Source organism: Virgisporangium aliadipatigenens (assembly GCF_016863615.1).
Taxonomy (GTDB): Bacteria; Actinomycetota; Actinomycetes; order Mycobacteriales; family Micromonosporaceae; genus Virgisporangium; species Virgisporangium aliadipatigenens.
Genome location: NZ_BOPF01000012.1, coordinates 268,810 through 286,877, shown reverse-complemented (window position 1 = coordinate 286,877; position 18,068 = coordinate 268,810). Strand labels below are relative to the sequence as shown.

Annotated in this window: 20 protein-coding genes; 8 read left to right on the top strand and 12 right to left on the bottom strand. The window is 72.0% G+C overall.

Going from position 1 to position 18,068, the window contains the following annotated elements; genetic code table 11:
• Nucleotides 1-2: 2 nt before the first annotated feature.
• The 6 genes from Val02_RS18690 (at nt 3) to Val02_RS18665 (ending at nt 5,870) form a co-directional block, all read left to right on the top strand.
• Nucleotides 3-2,006: a sensor histidine kinase gene (locus Val02_RS18690; RefSeq protein WP_203900373.1), complete on the top strand. Its 2,004-nt coding sequence runs from the start codon at nt 3-5 to the stop codon at nt 2,004-2,006.
• Nucleotides 2,003-2,680: a response regulator gene (locus Val02_RS18685; RefSeq protein WP_239153143.1), complete on the top strand. Its 678-nt coding sequence runs from the start codon at nt 2,003-2,005 to the stop codon at nt 2,678-2,680. Before Val02_RS18690 ends, Val02_RS18685 begins: the two co-directional genes overlap by 4 nt.
• Before the next feature lie 26 nt (nt 2,681-2,706).
• Nucleotides 2,707-2,871, top strand: coding sequence for a hypothetical protein (locus tag Val02_RS18680; RefSeq protein ID WP_203900372.1), 165 nt, complete (start codon nt 2,707-2,709; stop codon nt 2,869-2,871).
• A gap of 47 nt (nt 2,872-2,918) precedes the next feature.
• Nucleotides 2,919-4,334: a sigma-70 family RNA polymerase sigma factor gene (locus Val02_RS18675; RefSeq protein ID WP_203900371.1), complete on the top strand. Its 1,416-nt coding sequence runs from the start codon at nt 2,919-2,921 to the stop codon at nt 4,332-4,334.
• 32 nt (nt 4,335-4,366) lie between these two features.
• Nucleotides 4,367-4,717 (top strand): helix-turn-helix domain-containing protein, encoded by a 351-nt coding sequence (locus tag Val02_RS48870; protein ID WP_308440008.1) that lies wholly within the window; start codon nt 4,367-4,369, stop codon nt 4,715-4,717.
• A gap of 532 nt (nt 4,718-5,249) precedes the next feature.
• Entirely contained in the window at nt 5,250-5,870 is a 621-nt protein-coding gene (locus Val02_RS18665) for an LmbU family transcriptional regulator (RefSeq protein WP_203900370.1), read from the top strand.
• Between the two features lie 136 nt (nt 5,871-6,006).
• On the opposite strand, the gene Val02_RS18660 is transcribed toward Val02_RS18665, so the two are convergent.
• From Val02_RS18660 to Val02_RS18625, 8 genes are all read right to left on the bottom strand, one after another.
• A complete protein-coding gene (locus Val02_RS18660) occupies nt 6,007-6,903 on the bottom strand; it encodes a glycosyltransferase family 2 protein (RefSeq protein ID WP_203900369.1) in 897 nt (298 codons plus the stop codon).
• Between the two features lie 138 nt (nt 6,904-7,041).
• Nucleotides 7,042-7,626 carry a hypothetical protein gene (locus tag Val02_RS18655; protein ID WP_203900368.1) on the bottom strand — a complete coding sequence of 195 codons (585 nt, stop codon included), beginning with the start codon at nt 7,624-7,626 and terminating at the stop codon, nt 7,042-7,044.
• Nucleotides 7,627-7,916: 290 nt separating this feature from the next.
• Entirely contained in the window at nt 7,917-8,447 is a 531-nt protein-coding gene (locus tag Val02_RS18650; protein ID WP_203900367.1) for a hypothetical protein, read from the bottom strand.
• A gap of 283 nt (nt 8,448-8,730) precedes the next feature.
• The gene (locus Val02_RS18645; protein ID WP_203900366.1) at nt 8,731-9,162 is read right to left on the bottom strand and encodes a hypothetical protein; all 432 of its coding nucleotides are present in this window, start codon (nt 9,160-9,162) and stop codon (nt 8,731-8,733) included.
• 237 nt (nt 9,163-9,399) lie between these two features.
• The gene (locus Val02_RS18640) at nt 9,400-11,022 is read right to left on the bottom strand and encodes a phosphatidylglycerol lysyltransferase domain-containing protein (RefSeq protein WP_203900365.1); all 1,623 of its coding nucleotides are present in this window, start codon (nt 11,020-11,022) and stop codon (nt 9,400-9,402) included.
• Nucleotides 11,019-11,786, bottom strand: coding sequence for a PrsW family glutamic-type intramembrane protease (locus Val02_RS18635; RefSeq protein WP_203900364.1), 768 nt, complete (start codon nt 11,784-11,786; stop codon nt 11,019-11,021). The genes Val02_RS18640 and Val02_RS18635 overlap by 4 nt, the downstream gene beginning before the upstream one ends.
• A gap of 44 nt (nt 11,787-11,830) precedes the next feature.
• Nucleotides 11,831-12,499: a response regulator transcription factor gene (locus Val02_RS18630; RefSeq protein WP_203900363.1), complete on the bottom strand. Its 669-nt coding sequence runs from the start codon at nt 12,497-12,499 to the stop codon at nt 11,831-11,833.
• Between the two features lie 5 nt (nt 12,500-12,504).
• Nucleotides 12,505-12,738: a hypothetical protein gene (locus Val02_RS18625; RefSeq protein ID WP_203900362.1), complete on the bottom strand. Its 234-nt coding sequence runs from the start codon at nt 12,736-12,738 to the stop codon at nt 12,505-12,507.
• A 138-nt stretch (nt 12,739-12,876) separates the two neighbouring features.
• Between Val02_RS18625 and Val02_RS18620 the strand changes: the two genes are divergently transcribed.
• Nucleotides 12,877-14,142, top strand: a complete 1,266-nt coding sequence (locus Val02_RS18620) for a sensor histidine kinase (protein WP_239153141.1) — start codon at nt 12,877-12,879, stop codon at nt 14,140-14,142.
• On the opposite strand, the gene Val02_RS18615 is transcribed toward Val02_RS18620, so the two are convergent.
• From Val02_RS18615 to Val02_RS18600, 4 genes are all read right to left on the bottom strand, one after another.
• The gene (locus tag Val02_RS18615) at nt 14,123-14,950 is read right to left on the bottom strand and encodes a serine hydrolase (protein WP_203900361.1); all 828 of its coding nucleotides are present in this window, start codon (nt 14,948-14,950) and stop codon (nt 14,123-14,125) included. The genes Val02_RS18620 and Val02_RS18615 overlap by 20 nt on opposite strands.
• Before the next feature lie 63 nt (nt 14,951-15,013).
• Nucleotides 15,014-15,853, bottom strand: a complete 840-nt coding sequence (locus Val02_RS18610) for an SDR family oxidoreductase (protein WP_203900360.1) — start codon at nt 15,851-15,853, stop codon at nt 15,014-15,016.
• A 12-nt stretch (nt 15,854-15,865) separates the two neighbouring features.
• A complete protein-coding gene (locus Val02_RS18605; protein ID WP_203900359.1) occupies nt 15,866-16,696 on the bottom strand; it encodes an SRPBCC family protein in 831 nt (276 codons plus the stop codon).
• Nucleotides 16,693-17,250: a winged helix-turn-helix domain-containing protein gene (locus Val02_RS18600; RefSeq protein ID WP_203900358.1), complete on the bottom strand. Its 558-nt coding sequence runs from the start codon at nt 17,248-17,250 to the stop codon at nt 16,693-16,695. Before Val02_RS18600 ends, Val02_RS18605 begins: the two co-directional genes overlap by 4 nt.
• 150 nt (nt 17,251-17,400) lie before the next feature.
• Here Val02_RS18600 and Val02_RS18595 point away from each other — a divergent pair, with 150 nt between their 5' ends.
• A complete protein-coding gene (locus Val02_RS18595; protein WP_203900357.1) occupies nt 17,401-18,015 on the top strand; it encodes a TetR/AcrR family transcriptional regulator in 615 nt (204 codons plus the stop codon).
• Nucleotides 18,016-18,068 lie beyond the last annotated feature (53 nt).

The following is an 18,068-nucleotide window of genomic DNA, read 5'->3' as shown; positions in this document are numbered from 1 at the left end:
CGATGGCCACCGCCGGTCCCGCCCCGGGCGGTTGGCACCGTCCGGTCAACCGTTACGCCGCCGCGGTTCTCGCCGCGGCGGTCGCCGCCGCAGTGCTGTGGGGCCAGCTGCGCGACCCCGGCCGCACCGCCCTGGCGTGGACCGGGATGACGGGCGGGATCGGCGTGGCGTTCACCGGGCTCGGCGCGCTGGTGCTGGCCGGCGTGCCGGGCCACCGCGTCGGCCGGCTCATGGTGGCCGCCGGCGTCTCCTCGCTCGGCGCGCTGCTGGCCGTCAGCTGGACCGAGTGGCGGCCCGCGGCGTGGGTCGGCCAGTGGCTGTGGCTGGTGCCGTTCGGCCTGATCCTGTTGGCGCTGCTGGTGTTCCCGGACGGTCGGCTGCCGTCGTGGCGCTGGTCGCCCGTCGCGGCTCTGGTGATCCTGGGCGTCGGCGGGGCCACGGTCGGGTTCGCGCTGCTGACCCTCGTGCCGCCGCACGACCAGCTGCTCACCGGCACCCCGCCCACCACGGCCGCGGGCCGCACCGCCCTGTCCATCGCGAACGTCTCGGCGATCCTCGCGATCCTCGGCGCGGCCGGTGTGCTGGCGAGCCTCGGCCGGCGCTGGTGGACGGCGACCGGCGACACCCGCCGCCAGTTGGCGTGCCTGCTGCCGACGCTGTGCGTGATGGCGCTGACGATCTGGCTCGACTCCTCCTGGAACGTCTCGGGCGCCTGGCTGCTCACCGTCGTAGCCGTGCCGGCCGGGATGACCCTCGCCGTGCTGCGCTACCGGCTGTACGGGCTGGACCGGGTGGTCAACCGCACGCTCGTGTGGCTCATCATGACGGTGGTCGTCATTGCCGCGTTCGTGGCGCTGGTGTCGCTGCTGCGGTGGTGGTTCTTCGGGTCGGACGGGTCGTCGGAGGCGTCGCTGGTGGCGACCGGGCTGCTCGCGGTGACGTTCCAGCCCGCCCGCGAACGGGTCCAGCGCGGCGTCAACCAGCTGATCTACGGCGACCGCGACGATCCCTACCTGGTGGTGCGCCGCCTCACCGGGTTGTTGCGGGACACCGCCGAGCCGGACGCCGTGCCGCAGCTGCTGACCGAGGCCCTCGCGGCGTCGCTGCGGCTGCCCTACGTGGCCGTCGAGACCGCCGGACGGCACGCGCCGCGGCGGCTGGCGTTCCACGGCGACCTGACGTTCCACGGAGAGAAGCCGGACGGGGCCGAGAGCTTCGACATGCTCGCGCACGGGGAGCACGTCGGACGCCTGATCGTGGCGACCCGGAGCCCGGGCGCCCGCTTCACCCGCGGCGAACGGCGCCTCTTCTCGGACGTGGCGCTGCACGCGGCGGTCGCCGTCGAGACGGCCCGGCTGATCCAGGACCTGCGCACCTCCCGCGAACGCCTCGTCGTGGCCCGCGAGGAGGAACGGCGGCGGCTGCGCCGCGACCTGCACGACGGCCTCGGGCCTACGATCGCGGGCATGTCGATGCAAGTGAGCGCGGCCCAACGGATCGTCGGCCGGCACGAGCGGGCCGGCACCATCCTCGACGAACTCGCCGGGGACCTGCGCACCTGCACGGTCGAGGTGCGCCGGCTGGTGGACCAGCTGCGGCCGCCCGCGCTCGACCGGGGGCTGCCCGCGGCGCTGCGCGCGGAGGGCCGCCGCTTCGACGGCGAGGAACTGTCCGTCACCGTCGACGCCCCCGACGAGCTGGACGGGCTGCCGGCCGCCGTCGAGGTGGCCGCCTACCGCATCGTCGCCGAGGCGCTCACGAACGTCGCCCGCCACGCCCACGCCGCGCGCTGCACGATCACCGTGGAGCTGTCCGACGCGCTGGTGCTGACGGTCGTCGACGACGGCGTGGGCCTGCCGACGGCCGGCCGCCGCGGCGTCGGGCTCGACTCGATGCGCGAACGGGCCGAGGAACTCGGCGGCACCTGCGCGCTGCGCACGGTCGCCCCGCACGGGACGGCCGTGGAGGTCCGGATGCCGCTGCGCCTCGGCGTCCCGGTTTCGTGACCGAGCGCGGTATGGAGGCGCGGGTGCTGGTGGTCGACGACCACCCGATCGTGCGGCGCGGGCTGCGCACCCTGCTCGCCGCCGAGTCCTGGGTCGACTCCGTCGTCGAGGCCGCCACGATGGCCGAGGCGGTGGCGCGTGCCGTCGAGCACCGGATCACCGTGGCGGCCATGGACGTGGCGCTGCCCGACGGCGACGGCATCGAGGCCACCCGCCGCATCCTGCGCGCGCGTCCCGGCACCAACGTACTGATGCTGAGCATGACCGACGACGAGGAGGTCGTCATCCGTGCGCTGCGGGCCGGCGCGCACGGGTACGTCCGCAAGGACATCCCGCCGGAGCAGCTGTGCGACGCGCTACGCACGGTGGCGTTCGGCGGGGTGGTGCTGGGGCCGGAGATCGGCACCGGTGTGCTGGCCACGCTGCGCCGGCCGGTCGCGACGCTGCCGCCGCCGTTCGACCGGTTGAGCGCGCGGGAACGGGAGATCCTCGCGCACCTGGCGGCGGGCGAGAGCAACGCGTCGATCGCGAAGCGGCTCGGCATCAGCGAGAAGACCGTTCGCAATCAGGTGTCGGTCGTGTTCACCAAGCTCGGTGTGCCCGACCGGGTCAAGGCGGCGCTGCTGGTGCGCGATGCCGGCGTGCTCCCCGACCTGGCCGGCCCGGCTACCTGAACCGGGGTCCGGCCCGTCTACAGGGTGTGCGCATCCTGTTCCACGAGGCGGACTCGGCCGGCCCGCCCATGGGCGACCTCGTCGCGCGGGCGATCGCCGACGGGCGGCGGATGCGCCGGCGGATCCGCGTGGCGCGGCTGGTGGTCCTCGGCGCGGTGCTGGCCGCGCTCGCCCTGTTCCTGTGCCTGTGAGGCGGCCGTCCACTTGACCGGCGCGCCTCGAGGGCGACGATGTGTGCATGCGTGCCACGAGCATCAACGAGACCGAACTTGTCGCCGCCGCCCGCGCGGGTGACCGGGCGGCGCTCGACGACCTCGTCACCGCGCACCTGCCGTTCGTGTACACGATCGTGCGGCGCGCGCTGGCCGGCCATCCGGACGCGGACGACGTCGTGCAGGACGTGATGCTGCGGGCGGTGCGCCAGCTGCGGATGCTGCGCACCCCGGAGAGCTTCCGGCCGTGGCTCGCCGCGATCGCCGTCCGCCAGGTCGCCACGCACCTGCGCCGCCGGGCCGAGGTCGCCTCGCGAACGGCGTCGATCGACGACGCGGCCGGGGTGCCCGATGCCGCGTTCGAGGGGCTCGCCGCGCTGCGGGTCGACCTCGCCGGCCAACGCCGGCAGGTGGTGCACGCCGGCCGCTGGCTCGACCCGGACGACCGGGTGCTGCTGTCCCTGTGGTGGCTCGAGGCGGCCGGTCAGCTCAACCGCGCCGAACTGGCGGCCACGCTGGACGTGAAGCTGGCGCACGCCGGTGTGCGGGTGCAGCGGATGCGCCAGCAACTCGACGTCAGCCGGGGCGTCGTGGCGGCGCTGGACGCCAGGCCCCGGTGCGCCGGCCTCGAGGCGATCGCCGCGGGCTGGAACGGTGTGCCGAACCCGTTGTGGCGCAAGCGGTTCGCGCGGCACACCCGTTCGTGCCCGACCTGCGGCCGCGCGGCGACCGGCGCCGTCCCCGCCGAACGCCTCCTCGCCGGCCTCGCGCTGCTGCCGGTGCCGGTGGCGCTGTCGGCCGCGCTGCTGAAGGAGTGCGCGCTCGTCCCGACCGCCGTCGCCGGAGGCAAAGCCGGCCTGCTGGCGGCGCACCCGATGGCCGTTCTCGCGGCACACCCGGTGGCGGCCGTGGTGATCGCGGCGACGCTGGCGGCCGGAGTGGTCGGCGCGTCGGTGCTGCACGGCGACGCGGCCCCGCGCCGGGCCTCCACCGGCGGTCGGGCCGGGGCGGCGGTGGCACCCGGGCGGCTCTCGCTGGAGGCGGCCAACGCGCCCGGCCGGTACGTCGCGGCCGGCGCCACGTTCGGCTACGTGGGCACCGCCACCGACGGGGCGAGCCGCGAACGGGCGACGTTCGAGGCGGTGCCGGGGCTGGCCGACGCGGCGTGCTTCTCGTTCCGCTCCCGGGACGGCGCCTTCCTGCGGCACATCGACTGGCGGCTGCGCCTGGACCAGGACAACGGGACCGCGCTGTTCCACGGCGACGCGACGTTCTGCCCCCGGGCCGACCCGGCGGCGGGAGCTGTCGCGCTCGAGTCCTCGAACTACCCCGGCTGGTTCCTGCGGCACCGTGCGGACGAGCTGTGGGTGGATCGCTCCGATCGGACGGAGGAGTTCCGGGCCGACAGCGCGTTCGTGGTCCGGCCGCCGCTCGCCCGCTAGCGTGCTGAGTCGGTAGTTTCCGTTAGTTCGGTGTGGGTGGATCGCCTGGACCGGAGTTGCCGCCGGTAGTGCTGAGCGTTGGCGAGTGTGTAGAGCTGGATTCGTCGACACGGCGGCGCTCGACGGCGCAGGCGTTGGCATTGCGTGCTCGGACGGTGTCGGCCTGCGCGGACGGCCTGTCGGACAGTGATGTCGCTCGGTTGTTGGCGGTGTCGCGGCCGACGGTGACGACGTGGCGGGCACGGTTTCTGGCCGATCGAGTGGAGGGGTTGTTCCACGAGGCGCGTCCCGGCCGGCCACGGACCGTTTCCGACGCCGGTGTTGCCGATGGCAGTCCGCAACACCCGAGCGGCGCACCCACGACTATCTGCGGGCCGGGGTGACGAGCCTGTTCGCGGCACCAGACGTCGCCACCGGCACCGGCAGCAGGAGTTCCTCCGATTTTCTGCGGAAGATCGACGCCACCGTGCCCGCCGACCGGGACGTCGTGGCTGAACCTCGTCGAGCGCTTCTTCGCCGAGATCACCAACAAGCTCGTCCGCCGCGGCGTGCACCGCAGGGTCGTCGCACTGGACAAAGACATCCGGGACTGGCTGCAGACCTGGAACAAGCAGCCGCCGCCGACACCCTCGCTAGCCTCGCCGCCTACTGCAAACGAATCAAAGACTCAGCACACCGGGTTCTGTCGCACGGATCTTGATGGTCGGGGACTACTCAACTACTCAGACCGAGGAACTCGAGCGCAAGTCCACGTCCGTCCGGACCCACGGAGCAGATCAGCGCACGAGGCACCCTTGGCCTGGTGTGATGACACCGGAGGAACGGACCTGTCCTCATTCTGTGCTTAAACGGCGAACGGCCGATCGAAACAGATGAGATCAGTCTCACCGAGCGGCGAATGAGAATGGAGCGAGCGTGACAAAAAGGAGCCTCACGGCAGTAACCCGCCCGACCGCAGGTGACTCCCATCGCGCGGCGGCTCCGACGAGCGACCGCATCCTCACCACTCGGGTAGGCCTGCAAATACCGGAAGCCGTCACATTCGATGGATGGGAGCGGGCGGGAACGCACTTGTCCCGGATCATCGATACCTCTTCGTGGTGTTTGGGCGACTGGCTCGTCTTCGGAAAGCGGCGATACCAGGATCGTTACCGGCGTGCCGTCGATGCAGTAGGTCTGGACTACCAGACGCTCCGAAACTACGCCTGGGTTGCAGGCCGGTTCGAATTGTCACGCCGACGCGAGTCGTTGAGCTTTCAACACCACGCCGAGGTCGCCGCGCTCCCGGCCGAGACGCAGGACTACTGGCTCGACGTCGCGCAAGAGGGCGGCTGGTCGCGAAGTGCGCTTCGGCGAGCGGTTCGCGACGCCGCGCGGCGCGCATCCGCGGGATCCGCGTCTGTCGCTCTACCGCGCGTACTGGTGCCGCAGGACAATGTCGAACTGTGGCGAAGGGCCGCGAGATACGCGGAGCGCGACCTCGGCCCCTGGGTCATTGAGACGCTCAACCAAGCGGCAGCCCGGGCTCTTGGATAGCGGGAGGCCTCGATTCGGAGGGCGACGGTGGTGGCCCACCACGGCACTTGAACGACACCTACGAGGGCCGGGCCGCGTGACGGTGCGGAGGAGCCGCTGGCGGCCGCACGAATCACCCGGCCCGGACGAACACCGGTCAACGACCCAACGGACGCAGCGCGTGCTCGAGCAACCCACGTGCCCCACCGAGTTGACCCTTCCGGAGAGCACTGGGCAACAGAGCTAGCGCGTGCAGCCTGGACGAGTCATGCCATCGGGCGGCTCGGGCGGCTCGCTTCCAGCCGACCTGCTCCATCTGCTTGGCAGCCTCCCGAAAATAGCTGCGTTCTTCCGGGAACCGACTGCCCTTGATCGCCTCCGCTGAGGAAACGCTGTTGCTGTGGCGGCGATATTGGAAGGAGAGCGTTTCGCTGACCACCATCGTGCCGCCGGCGGCGATCAAAGGAAGAGCTGCGGCGAGATCCTGGATCACCACGAAGCGCCGGTCGAACCCGACGGATGCAAGTGCCGACGTGCGCCAGCACAAGGACGGAAAGTAGAACCAGTTTCCCCGAAGTAGACTCGCCGCCAGGGATTCACCCGCCAACACGACTTCGCCGTGGAACGACGGACGATAGATACGCTGCTTGGCGTGGTCGACGAGGGTTCGCACCGGCTTTCCCGACTCGTCGACAATTTGCACCCCAGGGTGGATGATCGTTGCGTCGGGATGCCGGTTCAGAAGGTCGAGGATCGTATCGACATAATTCGGCAGCATGATGTCGTCCGAGCCCATCATGACCATATGTTCCCGCTTTACCGAATCCAGGCACTTCTGGAAGTTCGCGGTGATACCCAGATTCTTTTCGTTTCGCTCGTAGCGCACCCTCGGATGCCCAAGGGACGCGAACCAGGTCGGCAGTTCCGGATCCTGTCCGTCGTCGATGACCGTGAGATGCCATTGGTCGCTCTTCTGCGACAGCACGCTCCGCACCGCAGCCTTGAGCAATTCGATATTGCCATAGCAGGGCAGTACGATGTCGAGACCAGTCATTCCATCCTCAGTCCGATTCGTCGCCGGTCCCCGCGGCGATAGGCAGCAGCTTATCGTAGACCGACTTTCGCAACGCCAGTCACCGATGGGGCACCGCCCGTCCCCGGCGGCACGGCCGCAACCAGGTCGCGGACGGTCTCAATAACTTCGGGATGGCGCAACAGATCCTCGCGGGACACGTCGAACCGCCGGAACGGACACCTGCGCAGCGGTTTGCGACCGCGGCAGGCCGAGCCGGGAAGCCGCGCAGAGATAGTCGAGATACCGGTCGAAGTGACCGACCAGTTCGACGCCGAGGTCCGCCTCCACGCCGAGGGCGTCGAGCGTCCTGCGGACCGCGTCCTCGTATCGTCGCGACAGATCAGCAGCGACTTCCGACAGCGGGGTGGCCATCGTGTGTGTGACATCCGGCTCTGAGGCGACGCGCCTTCCCAGCTCATGCGCCATCCGATCGACCGCGAGCCGATACTGATGACACAGGGTGACGACATCGACCGGCTCCGGATCGAACATCACCAGCGCGGGACGGCTGCCACCCGTTGTGGCGATCCGGTGAACCATCTCGATGGCGAACGCGTTGCCCGCGCAGAACCCGGCCACGGCAGCGGTGTTGCCGACCAGCCGATGTGCGACCAGGTCACCGACCCAACGGTCGAGATAGGATTCCGGGTCGACGATCGGGCCCGAGCCGTCACGCAACACCTGCCAGCTGTCGAAGTTCATTCATGACCTCCTGGGTTCTCGCGGGGGTGCGCCCACCAATCGAGCGGGACCAGCCGGCGAGTGATGTGGTCGTCCACAGCCACCAACCGAAATTCCGAGGTGTAGGTGGATCCGGCCGAGTCGGTCATCCACAGTTCGTCCGGACCCGGCAGCATCTCGCTCAATGACAACGAGCCGGACCCGTCCGGACGCTCTGTGTCGCGGCGCGCCGCACGGATGAGGTTGCGCACCAAGAGGGGGGCCCGAAGATCGACGTAGAAGGGCTTGGCCTCTGCGGAGCCACGGACAAATCAGTGTCGCGGCAGGCCCGCGTCCAACAGCTTGCTGCCCAGGACCTCCGCCGCCCGTGGTGCCGTCAACTCGATTGAGGGGACCACCCAGTTCCGCCGCTGAATCACCAGCTCGTCGAGAAGCATTCGGGGCGTAAAAGGCGCCGGGGCCATCGGATGGAACCGGTTGACCACCAGCGCGGTCAGCTGATCTCCGAGTACTTCGAGGATTGGAAGTTGTCCCGCACCGGCGGGTCCCCTTACCACCAATCCTTCCTGGTCGTCTTCGTGCACTGTAAGCACCACGGCGGGTAACGAGGGACGTCCGGACGGAGGACCCGTGTCCAGGCCGGTGGACAACGCGACATAGCGGTCGGGAAGATAGACCGCACGTGGCGGATACGTACGTGGGCTCACCTCCGGCGAATCGACCGGCGGGAGGTTCACCACTCGCCAGGCTCCGGCAAGGTCGCCGGCCACTCCCGCCGCCAGTCCCGCCGGATCATCGGATTGGGTGTGGAAGACCCGGCTCTCCAACGTGTTCAGTGCCACGTGCAACTCGCCGAGGACCCACCTGGGGCGGCCGCCATGGATACCGAGAAGGAGATCGGGGCTGTGGCATCGGGCTCCCTGCCAGGACGGGCGACGTGGCGGGAAGAGTACAGCGGCTCGCCCCGCTACCGCCCCGGTGTCGAGCGTGATGGTGCGCCCGGGTCGCGAAGGTAGAAGTTCCGCCCAACGTAACTGGAAGTCTTCCGTTACGTTGTCGATCGCCGTGCCGGGACGTCCGGCGAGGGTATCGGCGACCGCGACGTACAGCTCACTGAGCCGTATGTCAGATCGCTGCCGCCGCAGTTCGCTGAAACGCAGCAGTAGTTGTTCCCGGACCGCCTCGGCGACCTCGGCGGCCAGCCAGCGTGCGCTGTCCAGGACGAGGGCCCGCCAGGCTCCAGCCGATGCCCACGGCCGCGACCGCCAGCCACGGCACCACACCGTCCACTGTGGACACCGCCAGGTACAGCCCGGTCGCCGCCGTCACCACGGCCGGCCCGAGCGACACCGCGCGCCCGAGGAGGAGCCGTGCCGCGATCGCGCCGAGCGCCGCCGCGCCGACGGCCGCCGGCACCACCAGCAGCCGCACCGGCGCGACCCACACCGGGTACCACTCGGGGTCGTCGATCAGCCCGCCCTGGGTGGCCCGCATCGCCACCGCCTGCCCGGCGAGCCCCGCCACGAGAGCGGCCACGGCCAGGCCGGCGAACCACATTCCGGTCCGGCTCGGCAGGGCCGACCAGCCCCGGGGCCAGCCCGACGGCGGAGACGGTGCCGACGATCAGCGGCACGGCGACCCCGAACACCACCGCGTAGGCGGACGGGTCGGCCGGCGCCCCGGAGACCGAGCCGCCCACGAGGACCGCGACGAGCGCGGCGATCCCGCAGAACGTCGTCGCGAAGGGTGAGCCGGTCCGCTCCGATGCGGTCACATCCGTCAATCTACCGTGCATCACGGCAGGAACGACTCCGCCCGCAGCGCGGCCAGCGCGACGCGCGGCAGGTCCCGAGCCGCCGGGAAGCAGAGGTAACGCGGCCGCCACGTCGGCCGGTACTTGGCGTTCGCCCGGTACAGCGACTCCAGCTGCCAGTACCGCGACGCCACGCGCAGCGCCCGCGACCAGAGCCGCAGCACCGGCCCCGCGCCTAGCTCGTCCGCGCGGGCGAACACCGACCGCATGACCGCGAAGTTCAGCGACACGCGCGTCACCCCGAGCGCGGGCGCGGCCGTCAGGGCGGCCACCACCATCGACTCCACGATGCCGTTGCCGGCGGAGCGGTCGGCACGCATCAGGTCGAGCGACAGCCCGTCGTCGCCCCACGGCACGAACTGCAGCACACCACGGATGCGCCCGTCCGCCGAACGGCACGTCACGAGCACACAGTCCACATCGGACGGTCCGCCGACCCGGGACAGCGCCATGGAGAAGCCGCGTTCGACGGGGCCGTCGCGCATCGCGTCCGCGGCGGCGACGATCTCGGCGACGTCGGTGAGGGCACCACGCCGTTCGACGGTGCAGGTGAAGCCGGCCCGCGCGACCCGGCGCACGGCCTGGCGCACCGAACGCATCTCCCGGCCGTCGAGGGTGAAGCCGCGGGTGTCCAGCACCGCCTCGTCGCCCAGTTCGACGGCGTCGAGGCCGAAGCGCCGGTAGGCCAGCCCGGCGAGGCGGCCGCAGCCGAGCACCGCCGGCGTCCAGCCGTGGCGTTCGCAGTCGGCGAGCCATGCGCCGATCGCGGGCGGCCATGCCTCCGGGTCACCGATCGGGTCGCCGGCCGCGAGGCTGACCGCGCCCACCACGCGGTAGGCGACGGCGGCCTTCCCGGACGGGGACCACAGCAGCGACTTGTCGCCGCGCAGCGCGAAGTAGCCGAGCGAGTCCTCGCCGTGCGCGGTGAGGAGTGCGCGCAGTCGACGTTCTTCCGCGGGGGTGTGACCGGGACGGCGGCGGCCGGGACGCAACAGGCGGACCACGCCCACGGCGGCGGCCAGGAGCCCGAACGTCCCGGTCGTCACCGAGACCGCCGCGGCGCCAAGCGGATGCGCGAACCGCAGCGGCCCGTCGAGGCCGACCATGCCGAGCAGCACGTGCCGCGCCCAGTCGCGCAGCGGCGGGTGCCCGACGAGCCGGTTGGCGCGCACGGCGATCTCCAGCATCCCGATGGTGAAGCCGGCGCCGACGATGCCCGCGACCGCCAGCGCCGCCCGCACCGGCCCGCCCGGGTCGCCGACCGCGCGGAAGCGGTCCCGCGTGCCGACCAGCAGCGCCAGGAGCCCGGCGGAGACCGCGGCGCCGTCGAGGTCGAGGCCGTGGGCGAGTTGCAGGACGATCCCCGCTCCCGCCACCACGACCCCCATGTGGAACGCCGTGCGCCGGCCCCTGCGCAGCCCCGCACCGAGGTACACGAGCAGGACACCGGCCGCCATCGAACCGGCCCGCGCGGTCAGCATCCCGGCGACCGGCACGACGTGCGCGAGCCGATGGGCCGGCGGGAGGAGGTTGCGCAGCACCTCGAGGATCCCGCCGGCCTGCACCAGCCGGGCGATGGCGAGCCGGGACAGCGGCGGCCTCACCGGTGCGCGCGCCACAGCCGCAGGTGCAGCAGGCCGAGGCTGATCGCGGCGAGCCCGGCGTACCACCACCACGCGTGCACCGCGTCCCACGTGGCATGCAGCGCCACCACGAGAGCGAACGTCCCCGCGAACCCGAGGAACGAGCGCACCGTCCTTTGTAGACCGAAGCGCCACAGGGCGGCCACGGCGAGCCCGGTCCACGCGGCGTGCCCGGCCGGGGCGAGGATGCCGCGCTCGATGAGCAGGTGGTCCATGGCGGCGAGGTTCCCGTGCGACTGCAGCAGGGTCACGAACGCGTACCCCATCGTCTCCAGCACCGCGAAGCCCACGCCGATCGCCACCCCGATCAGGAGGCCGTCGCTCTCCCGGTGCCGCAGGTACCGCACGAACGGCACCACGGCCAGCGGCAGCAGCAGCTTCGCCGACTCCTCGAAGAGTCCGACGAACGGCGTCGGCACGCCGCCGAGGACCCGCGCGGTGCCGGTCTCCAGCACCCCCGCGACGACGGTGCCGACGACGCCGCCCCACAGCGCGTACAGGGCGACCGCGCGGGCGCTGACCCGCACCGGTCCGGCGAGGCGCGACACGTACACCGCGAACGCCAGCGGCGTGGTCGCGGCCCCCACCACGAACAGCGCCGGCAGGTAGAGCGGATCGCCGGTGGCCACGAGCGCCTTCCACACGATCCAGTAGAGAACGAGTCCGGTGGCGAGCACGCCGAGGATCTGGGGCCGCCGGTGCGGAGTGAACGTCTGAATGCTCATGCGACACACGATGCGCCGAGGAACATGACGCTTCGATGAAACGGCTACGGATCCAGCCTGTATCCCGCGCCACGAACCGTGCGGATGCTCTCCCGCCCGAACGGCCGGTCCACCTTCTCCCGCAGGTGCCGCACGTACACGTCGACGACGTTGGAACCGCCGTCGTACGCGAAGTCCCACACGTGCTCGATGAGATGCGTGCGCGACAGCGCCTCGCCCGGATGCCGCATCAGCTCGTGCAGCAGCGCGAACTCCTTCGCGGACAACACGACCGGCGTCCCGCCCCGGTGCACGGTGCGGGCGGCCGGGTCGAGCGTGAGGTCGCCGACGGTCAGCGCGGCGGGCCGTTCCGCCGGCCGGCGCCGCACCAGGGCCCGCACGCGGGCCAACAGCTCGTCCAGCGCGAACGGCTTCGTCAGGTAGTCGTCGGCCCCGGCGTCGAGCCCGCGCACCTTGTCGGCGGTGGCGTCGCGGGCGGTCAGCATGAGCACCGGCGTCCAGACCTCCGCGGCCCGCACCCGTCGACACACCTCGAACCCGTCCGGCGCCGGGATCATCGCGTCGAGCACGACGGCGTCGTAGGGCACCTCGGTCATGCTCCACACCGCGTCGGTGCCGTTGGCCACCGCGTCGACGGCGTAGCCCGCGCGGCGCAGCCCCCGGGTCAGCATGGAGGACATCGCCGGGTCGTCCTCGACCACGAGCACGCGCACGGGTGTCAGCATAGGTCTCCGCGGCGCCGGTCGCGTTCGATGCGGGCGGCCATGCGCGCGAGGTCGGCGTGCAGCCGGTCGAGGTCGCCGCGCAGCTCCTCGGCGGCGGCCCCGGCGCGACGTAGCCCGTCGACACTGCGGCGCGCGTCCCGCTCGAGGCGGCGCCGCGTCCGCCGGGCGGCGAGCAGCGCCCCGCCGGCCGCGACCAGCGCCGTCCCCGCGACGATGAGAGTCCACATGCCGCCCAGCCTGCGCGCCCGCACATGACAGGATCGTGAAGGGCGCCTCGCCGATCTTGCAGTTGTGGTGGCGACATACCACCACCGGAGCGGACACGCCGGGCGCCACAACTGCAAGATCGACGCAGAGGGGGCAGGGTGCGGGCGCGGATCACCGCCCTTTACGTTCTCGGGACGTCGCTCGTGCTCGTCGTCTGTCTCGCGCTGCTCTACCTCGCGCTGGACCAGCGGCTGCGGGACTCGTTCGACCGGGATCTCGTGGGGCGCAGCGACGACCTCGCCGCCGGCGTGGCCGCGGGTGACCTCGCCGCCGTCGCCGCGGACCCCCTCGCCCAGCTCTACGCGGCGGACGGGGCGGTGCTCGCGGGGACCCCGCGCCGGCTGTTGACGCCGGAGCAGGTGCGCGCGGTCACCCGACCGGAGACCGCCGACCACGGGAAGCTGCGGATCCGGTCCCGGCCCGTGGACGGCGGCCGCGTACTCGCCGTGGCCGTCGAGGCGGACACCGCCGACCGGGTCAGCACCGACCTGCTGCTGCTCCTCGGGTTCGCGGCGCCGCTGCTGGTCGCCGGGCTCGCCGTGGCCGGGTGGCTGGTCGTGCGGGCCGCGTTGCGCCCGGTGGACGCGCTGACCCGGGAGGCCGCCGCCATCTCCACCCTCGACATGGAACGGCGGCTGCCCACCGTTCCCGGCGACGACGAGATCGCCCGCCTCGCGTCCACATTGGACGCCATGCTGGAGCGGCTGCGCGTGGCGTTCGCGCGGGAACGGGCGTTCGTCGACGACGCCAGTCACGAGCTGCGCACGCCGATCGCCGTGCTGCGCGGCGAGTTGGACCTCGCCCTCGACGCGCTCGACGACCCGGAAGAACTCGCCCAGTCGCTGCACGCGGCGCGGGAGCAGACCGCCCGGCTGGCCCGCCTGGCCGAGGACCTGCTGCTGCTGGCCCGCGAACGCGCCGGCACCCTGGCCGTGAACCGCCTGCCGGTGGACCTGTACGACCTCGCGCTGACCGAGGCGAACACCACGGCGAAGGTGCTCGGCCTGAGCGTGCGCGTCGACGGCACACCGGAACTCGTCGAGGCCGACGCCGACCGGCTGCGCCAGGTGCTGTCCAACCTCGCCGCCAACAGCGCGACCGCCGGTGCCTCCCAGGCGCGCGTCTCCGTGCGCGGGACGACCCTGGAGTGGGCCGACGACGGTCCGGGTTTCCCGGCGGGACTGCTGAGTTCGGCGTTCGACCGCTTCGTGCGGGGCGACCCGGCGCGAAGCGCGTCCGCCGGCGCCGGCCTCGGCCTGTCCATCGTTCGCGCCGTGGTGCTCGCGCACGGCGGCACCGTGTCGCTGCGCAACGGGCCACCCCTCGGCGGCGCCGTCGTCACCGTCACGCTCCCCCGCGACTGAGCCGGGCGATCGACTCCACCAGGTCGACGCCGGCCGCCATGGTGGCGTTGCCGTGACTGAGGACCGCCACGACCAGGTCCGTCGAGGGCCCGGTGATCCGTCCGACGCTGTTGACGATCCACCTGCCGTTCTCGGTCGAACGGGCGAGCCAGCCGTTCTTCAGTGCCACTGTGTCCACTGTGGACGCCGCCGCCGAGACACCCCAGTCCTGATCGGAGTCCACTGTGGACATGAGGCCCAGCAGTTCGGCCGAGCCCGCGGGGCCCAGCGGCCCGGCCGGGTCGACGACGGCGTCCAGCAGCCGCACCTGGTCGGCGGCGGTCGTGGTGGTGAGCCCCCAGCTGCCGCTCGCCCCGAACACGGTGCCGGTGAGCCCGAACGGCGCCATCAGCGCGGTGACCCCGGAGGCGCCGCCGAGCACGTCCCACAGGGCGCGCGTGGCGTCGTTGTCGCTGCTGCGGATCATCGCCGCCATGAGCCGACGCTGCGCCGCCGTCACGTTCCCGCGCAGCAGCAGGGCGGCGGCCAGCGCCACCTTGACCACGCTGGCCGTCTCGAACGCCACCCCGTCCCGGTACCCGTAGCTCCGCCCGGTGCGCCGGTCCAGCACGGCGACCGAGAAGGGTGCGCCGGTGCGCGCATCCAGTTCGACCAGAACGTCGGTGCGGGAACGCGCGGTCACCGCGCGAACGGTACGCACCGCAAGCCCGGCGGCGCTGGTAACGGGTGCCGCGGCGGCGACGGCCGGTCCCGGGACGGGCGCGACGAGCACCGCGACGACCAGGGCCAGGATCCCGAACCGACGCATGCCCGCAACGCTCGGCGGCCCACCTGTGCGTAGCGTCGGAGGAGCTCAGGAACCCGGTGAGAGTCAGCTCGACGTCGCCACCACGTCGGCGAGCGAACGCGGCGGATGCCCGGCCACGCGCGCCACGTCGTCGGTGACCGGCAGCAGCTCACCGGCGGCGATCGCGGTGTACGTGCTGACCCACGCGTCGACCTGCCAGGACGGCGCCCCGTACACCGCCCGCGACGCGTACGCCTCCTCCAGGGTCTCCGGCCGGTAGGAGTGCGGCCGCCCGGTGACCCGGGTCAGCACCTCGGCCGCCTCGGCGAGGCTCAGCGCCTCCGGGCCGGTGAGGTGGTACGTGGCGGCCGCATGCTCCCGCGGCGCGCGCAGCACCGCGGCCGCGACGTCGGCGACGTCGTCCTGCGCGACCCCGGCCATCCGCCCGTCGCCGGCCGGCCCCCGGATCACTCCGTCCTCCCCCGCCATCATCGGCAGGAAGTCGAGGTACAGGTTGTCCCGCAGGAACGTGTACGCGACGCCGCTGCGCCGGATGTGCTCCTCGGTCGCCCAGTGGTCCCGCGCCAGCGTGAACGTGGCCTCCGGCGCCGCGCCGTAGAACGACAGGTACACCAGGTGCGTCACCCCGGCCGCGACCGCACTGTCCACGAAGGACAGATGCTGGCCGACCCGGTCCGGATGCTCCGCCCCCGACACCATGAACGCCGTCGCCACCCCGTCGAGCGCGGCCCGCACGGCCGGCCCGTCGTCGTAGGAGCACACGGCGACGGTGCTGCGCGGCAGGTCGGGTGCCCGCGCGGGGTCGCGCACGAGGAGACGCTGCGCGACCCCGGACTCGGCGAGTCGACGGGCGACCCCTCCCCCGATGCGTCCGGTGGCCCCGGTGACGGCGATTTCGCTCATCGGTACAGACTGTCAGGCCACCCAGATCCCCGCGCCCGGAAGCTCGTGGAAACGGCGCAGCGACGCCACCCCGGCGACGATGCCGGTCCACGCCGGGTACGGCGGCTCGCCCGCGAACCCGCTCTGCACCAGCGTCAGCTTCGTCTGTCCCGCGGACCCCTCCAGCTCCCAGGTGCCGACGCCCACCGGGCCCCAGTCGATGGAGATCCGCTCGTCCGGCACGAGGTCCACGATGATCGCCGCCGGCCCCTCGGCGTCGAGGCCGCCCATCTGGAAGCGCCCGCCGACGTGCGGCTCGATCCCGACCGGGTACCCGAACCACTCGCTGACCTTGGCGGAGTCCAGGATCGACGCGTAGATCTCGCTCGCCGGGGCGGCGATCGTGACGGTCGCGGCGAGGTCGCGGGAGGTGAAGTCGGTGCGCGGCGTGATCGGCCGCCCCTCGACGTGGTCGACCAGGTTGGCCAGGGCCAGCGACCAGAACGTCTGCAGCACCCCGCGGATCGACGCGCCGGTGAGCGCCTCGTTGAAGTCGAAGTGGCTCTGCGCCAGCGTGACGAGCGTGCTCTCCGGCCCCTCGTCGGTGAGGGTCAGCTCGGTGGTGGTCGCCACGCCGTCGAGGGTCCACTCGAAGCGCAGCGTGCGGTCGTCGGCGTGCAGCAGGCGCTGGTGCGGCGCGTCGCCCTCGGGCGTGTACCGCCCCCAGAACTCGTACCGCCCGGGCAGGTCGACCTCGGCGTGCTCGGCGAACCAGGCGCGCAGCTCGGCGGCGTCGGTGAGCGCGTGCTGCACGGCCTTGGCCGACGCGGCGGCACGCACCTTGAGGATCATGGGCTCGGTCATGACGGGTTTCCCTTCGGGTAGCAGGCGACCGCGAGCTTGAACGCGTCGCCCTCGGCACCGCCGTAGCGGGTGAACAGCTCTTGCAATGCGTGCTGCAGGTCGGACAGGAACTCCTGGCGCTGCTCGGGGCGCACCCGGATCTCGCCGGAGATGCCGATCGACGGCAGCTCGGGAACGGCGCGGTCGAGGCCGGCGACGTCCTGCTGGACCTCCTCCATGAGGTCGAGCAGGTGGCCGAGACTGGCCTCGTCGCGTTGCCGGCGCAGGCCGCCGATGCGCCCGACCAGCCGCGGCGACATCCAGTACGAACGCGCGCTCGCCTGGTACACGCCCTCGTGGATGCCGCGCACCTTGCGCTCGCCGACCTGGGTGGCCAAGCCGGCGTCCACGAGCCGCTTCACGTGGTAGTAGACCCGCTGCGGGGTCTGGTCCAGCCGGGCCGCCACCTCCGTGCACGAACGCGGCTCGGCCAACTGCCGCAGCACCTCGATGCGCTGCGGCTTCAGCAGGGCCTCCGCCTGCTCGATCCGTTCCAGGTAGAGCACGTCTTTCACGAAAAAGATGCTGTACGTAAAAAGAAGTTTTGTCAATGGCGGATGCGCGTGCCGTTTCGCCCCTGACGGGTGATACGTGGGAGGATGCACAGACTGGCCGGATCAGCGGCAATTCCGAGTCGACCGGTCAACTTCCGTATACTCGCCCGCGTGGGTCGATCGAGTACGGCGCGCGAGAGGTTACTGGACGCCGCCGGCGAACTGATGCAACACCGCGCCTACGGCAGCCTCGGCGTGGCGGAGATCTGCACCAGGGCGGACGTGCGCAAGGGCAGTTTCTACCACTTCTTCGAGTCGAAGCAGGCGCTCACCCTCGCCACCATCGACGCGCACTGGCAGGCCGAAGGGGCGCTCTGGGACGCCGCGCTCGACGTCGAGGCGCCCGCGCTCACCCGCCTCGGCCGGCTGCTCGCCACGCTCATCGCCGAGCAGCACCGCGCGCACCGGCGGACCGGGGTCGTTCACGGGTGCCTGTACGCCAATCTCGCGCTGGAGCTCAGCACCCAGGACCGGCTGGTGCAGACCCGCCTCGAGGAGATCTTCAACGAGCAGATCGCTCTGGTGCAGGCCGTTCTGGAGGACGCCGGGGCGGAGCACGCGGTGCCGCCGGAGAGCGCCGACCGGGCGACCGCCCGAGCCGTGCTGGCGCAGTACGAGGGCATCGTGATGTTCGCGAAGCTGGCCAACGACCCGGCCGTGCTCGACGACATCTGGGAGCAGACCATGCGGATCATCGGCGCGAAGATCCCGCTGACCCTGGGCTAGACACCCCGATGGGCGGTGGCCCACACGCCACCGCCCATCGGGTTCACGCGATC

What these genes read in the sequence shown, in the direction of transcription:
- Val02_RS18610 (WP_203900360.1), bottom strand. Translation starts at nt 15,853, where the DNA reads ATGAGCGAAATCGCCGTCACCGGGGCCACCGGACGCATCGGGGGAGGG.
- Val02_RS18605 (WP_203900359.1), bottom strand. Translation starts at nt 16,696, where the DNA reads ATGACCGAGCCCATGATCCTCAAGGTGCGTGCCGCCGCGTCGGCCAAG.
- Val02_RS18635 (WP_203900364.1), bottom strand. Translation starts at nt 11,786, where the DNA reads ATGAGCATTCAGACGTTCACTCCGCACCGGCGGCCCCAGATCCTCGGC.
- Val02_RS18645 (WP_203900366.1), bottom strand. Translation starts at nt 9,162, where the DNA reads ATGTGGTTCGCCGGCCTGGCCGTGGCCGCTCTCGTGGCGGGGCTCGCC.
- Val02_RS18660 (WP_203900369.1), bottom strand. Translation starts at nt 6,903, where the DNA reads ATGACTGGTCTCGACATCGTACTGCCCTGCTATGGCAATATCGAATTG.
- Val02_RS18655 (WP_203900368.1), bottom strand. Translation starts at nt 7,626, where the DNA reads ATGAACTTCGACAGCTGGCAGGTGTTGCGTGACGGCTCGGGCCCGATC.
- Val02_RS18690 (WP_203900373.1), top strand. Translation starts at nt 3, where the DNA reads ATGGCCACCGCCGGTCCCGCCCCGGGCGGTTGGCACCGTCCGGTCAAC.
- Val02_RS18615 (WP_203900361.1), bottom strand. Translation starts at nt 14,950, where the DNA reads ATGCGTCGGTTCGGGATCCTGGCCCTGGTCGTCGCGGTGCTCGTCGCG.
- Val02_RS18625 (WP_203900362.1), bottom strand. Translation starts at nt 12,738, where the DNA reads ATGTGGACTCTCATCGTCGCGGGGACGGCGCTGGTCGCGGCCGGCGGG.
- Val02_RS18675 (WP_203900371.1), top strand. Translation starts at nt 2,919, where the DNA reads ATGCGTGCCACGAGCATCAACGAGACCGAACTTGTCGCCGCCGCCCGC.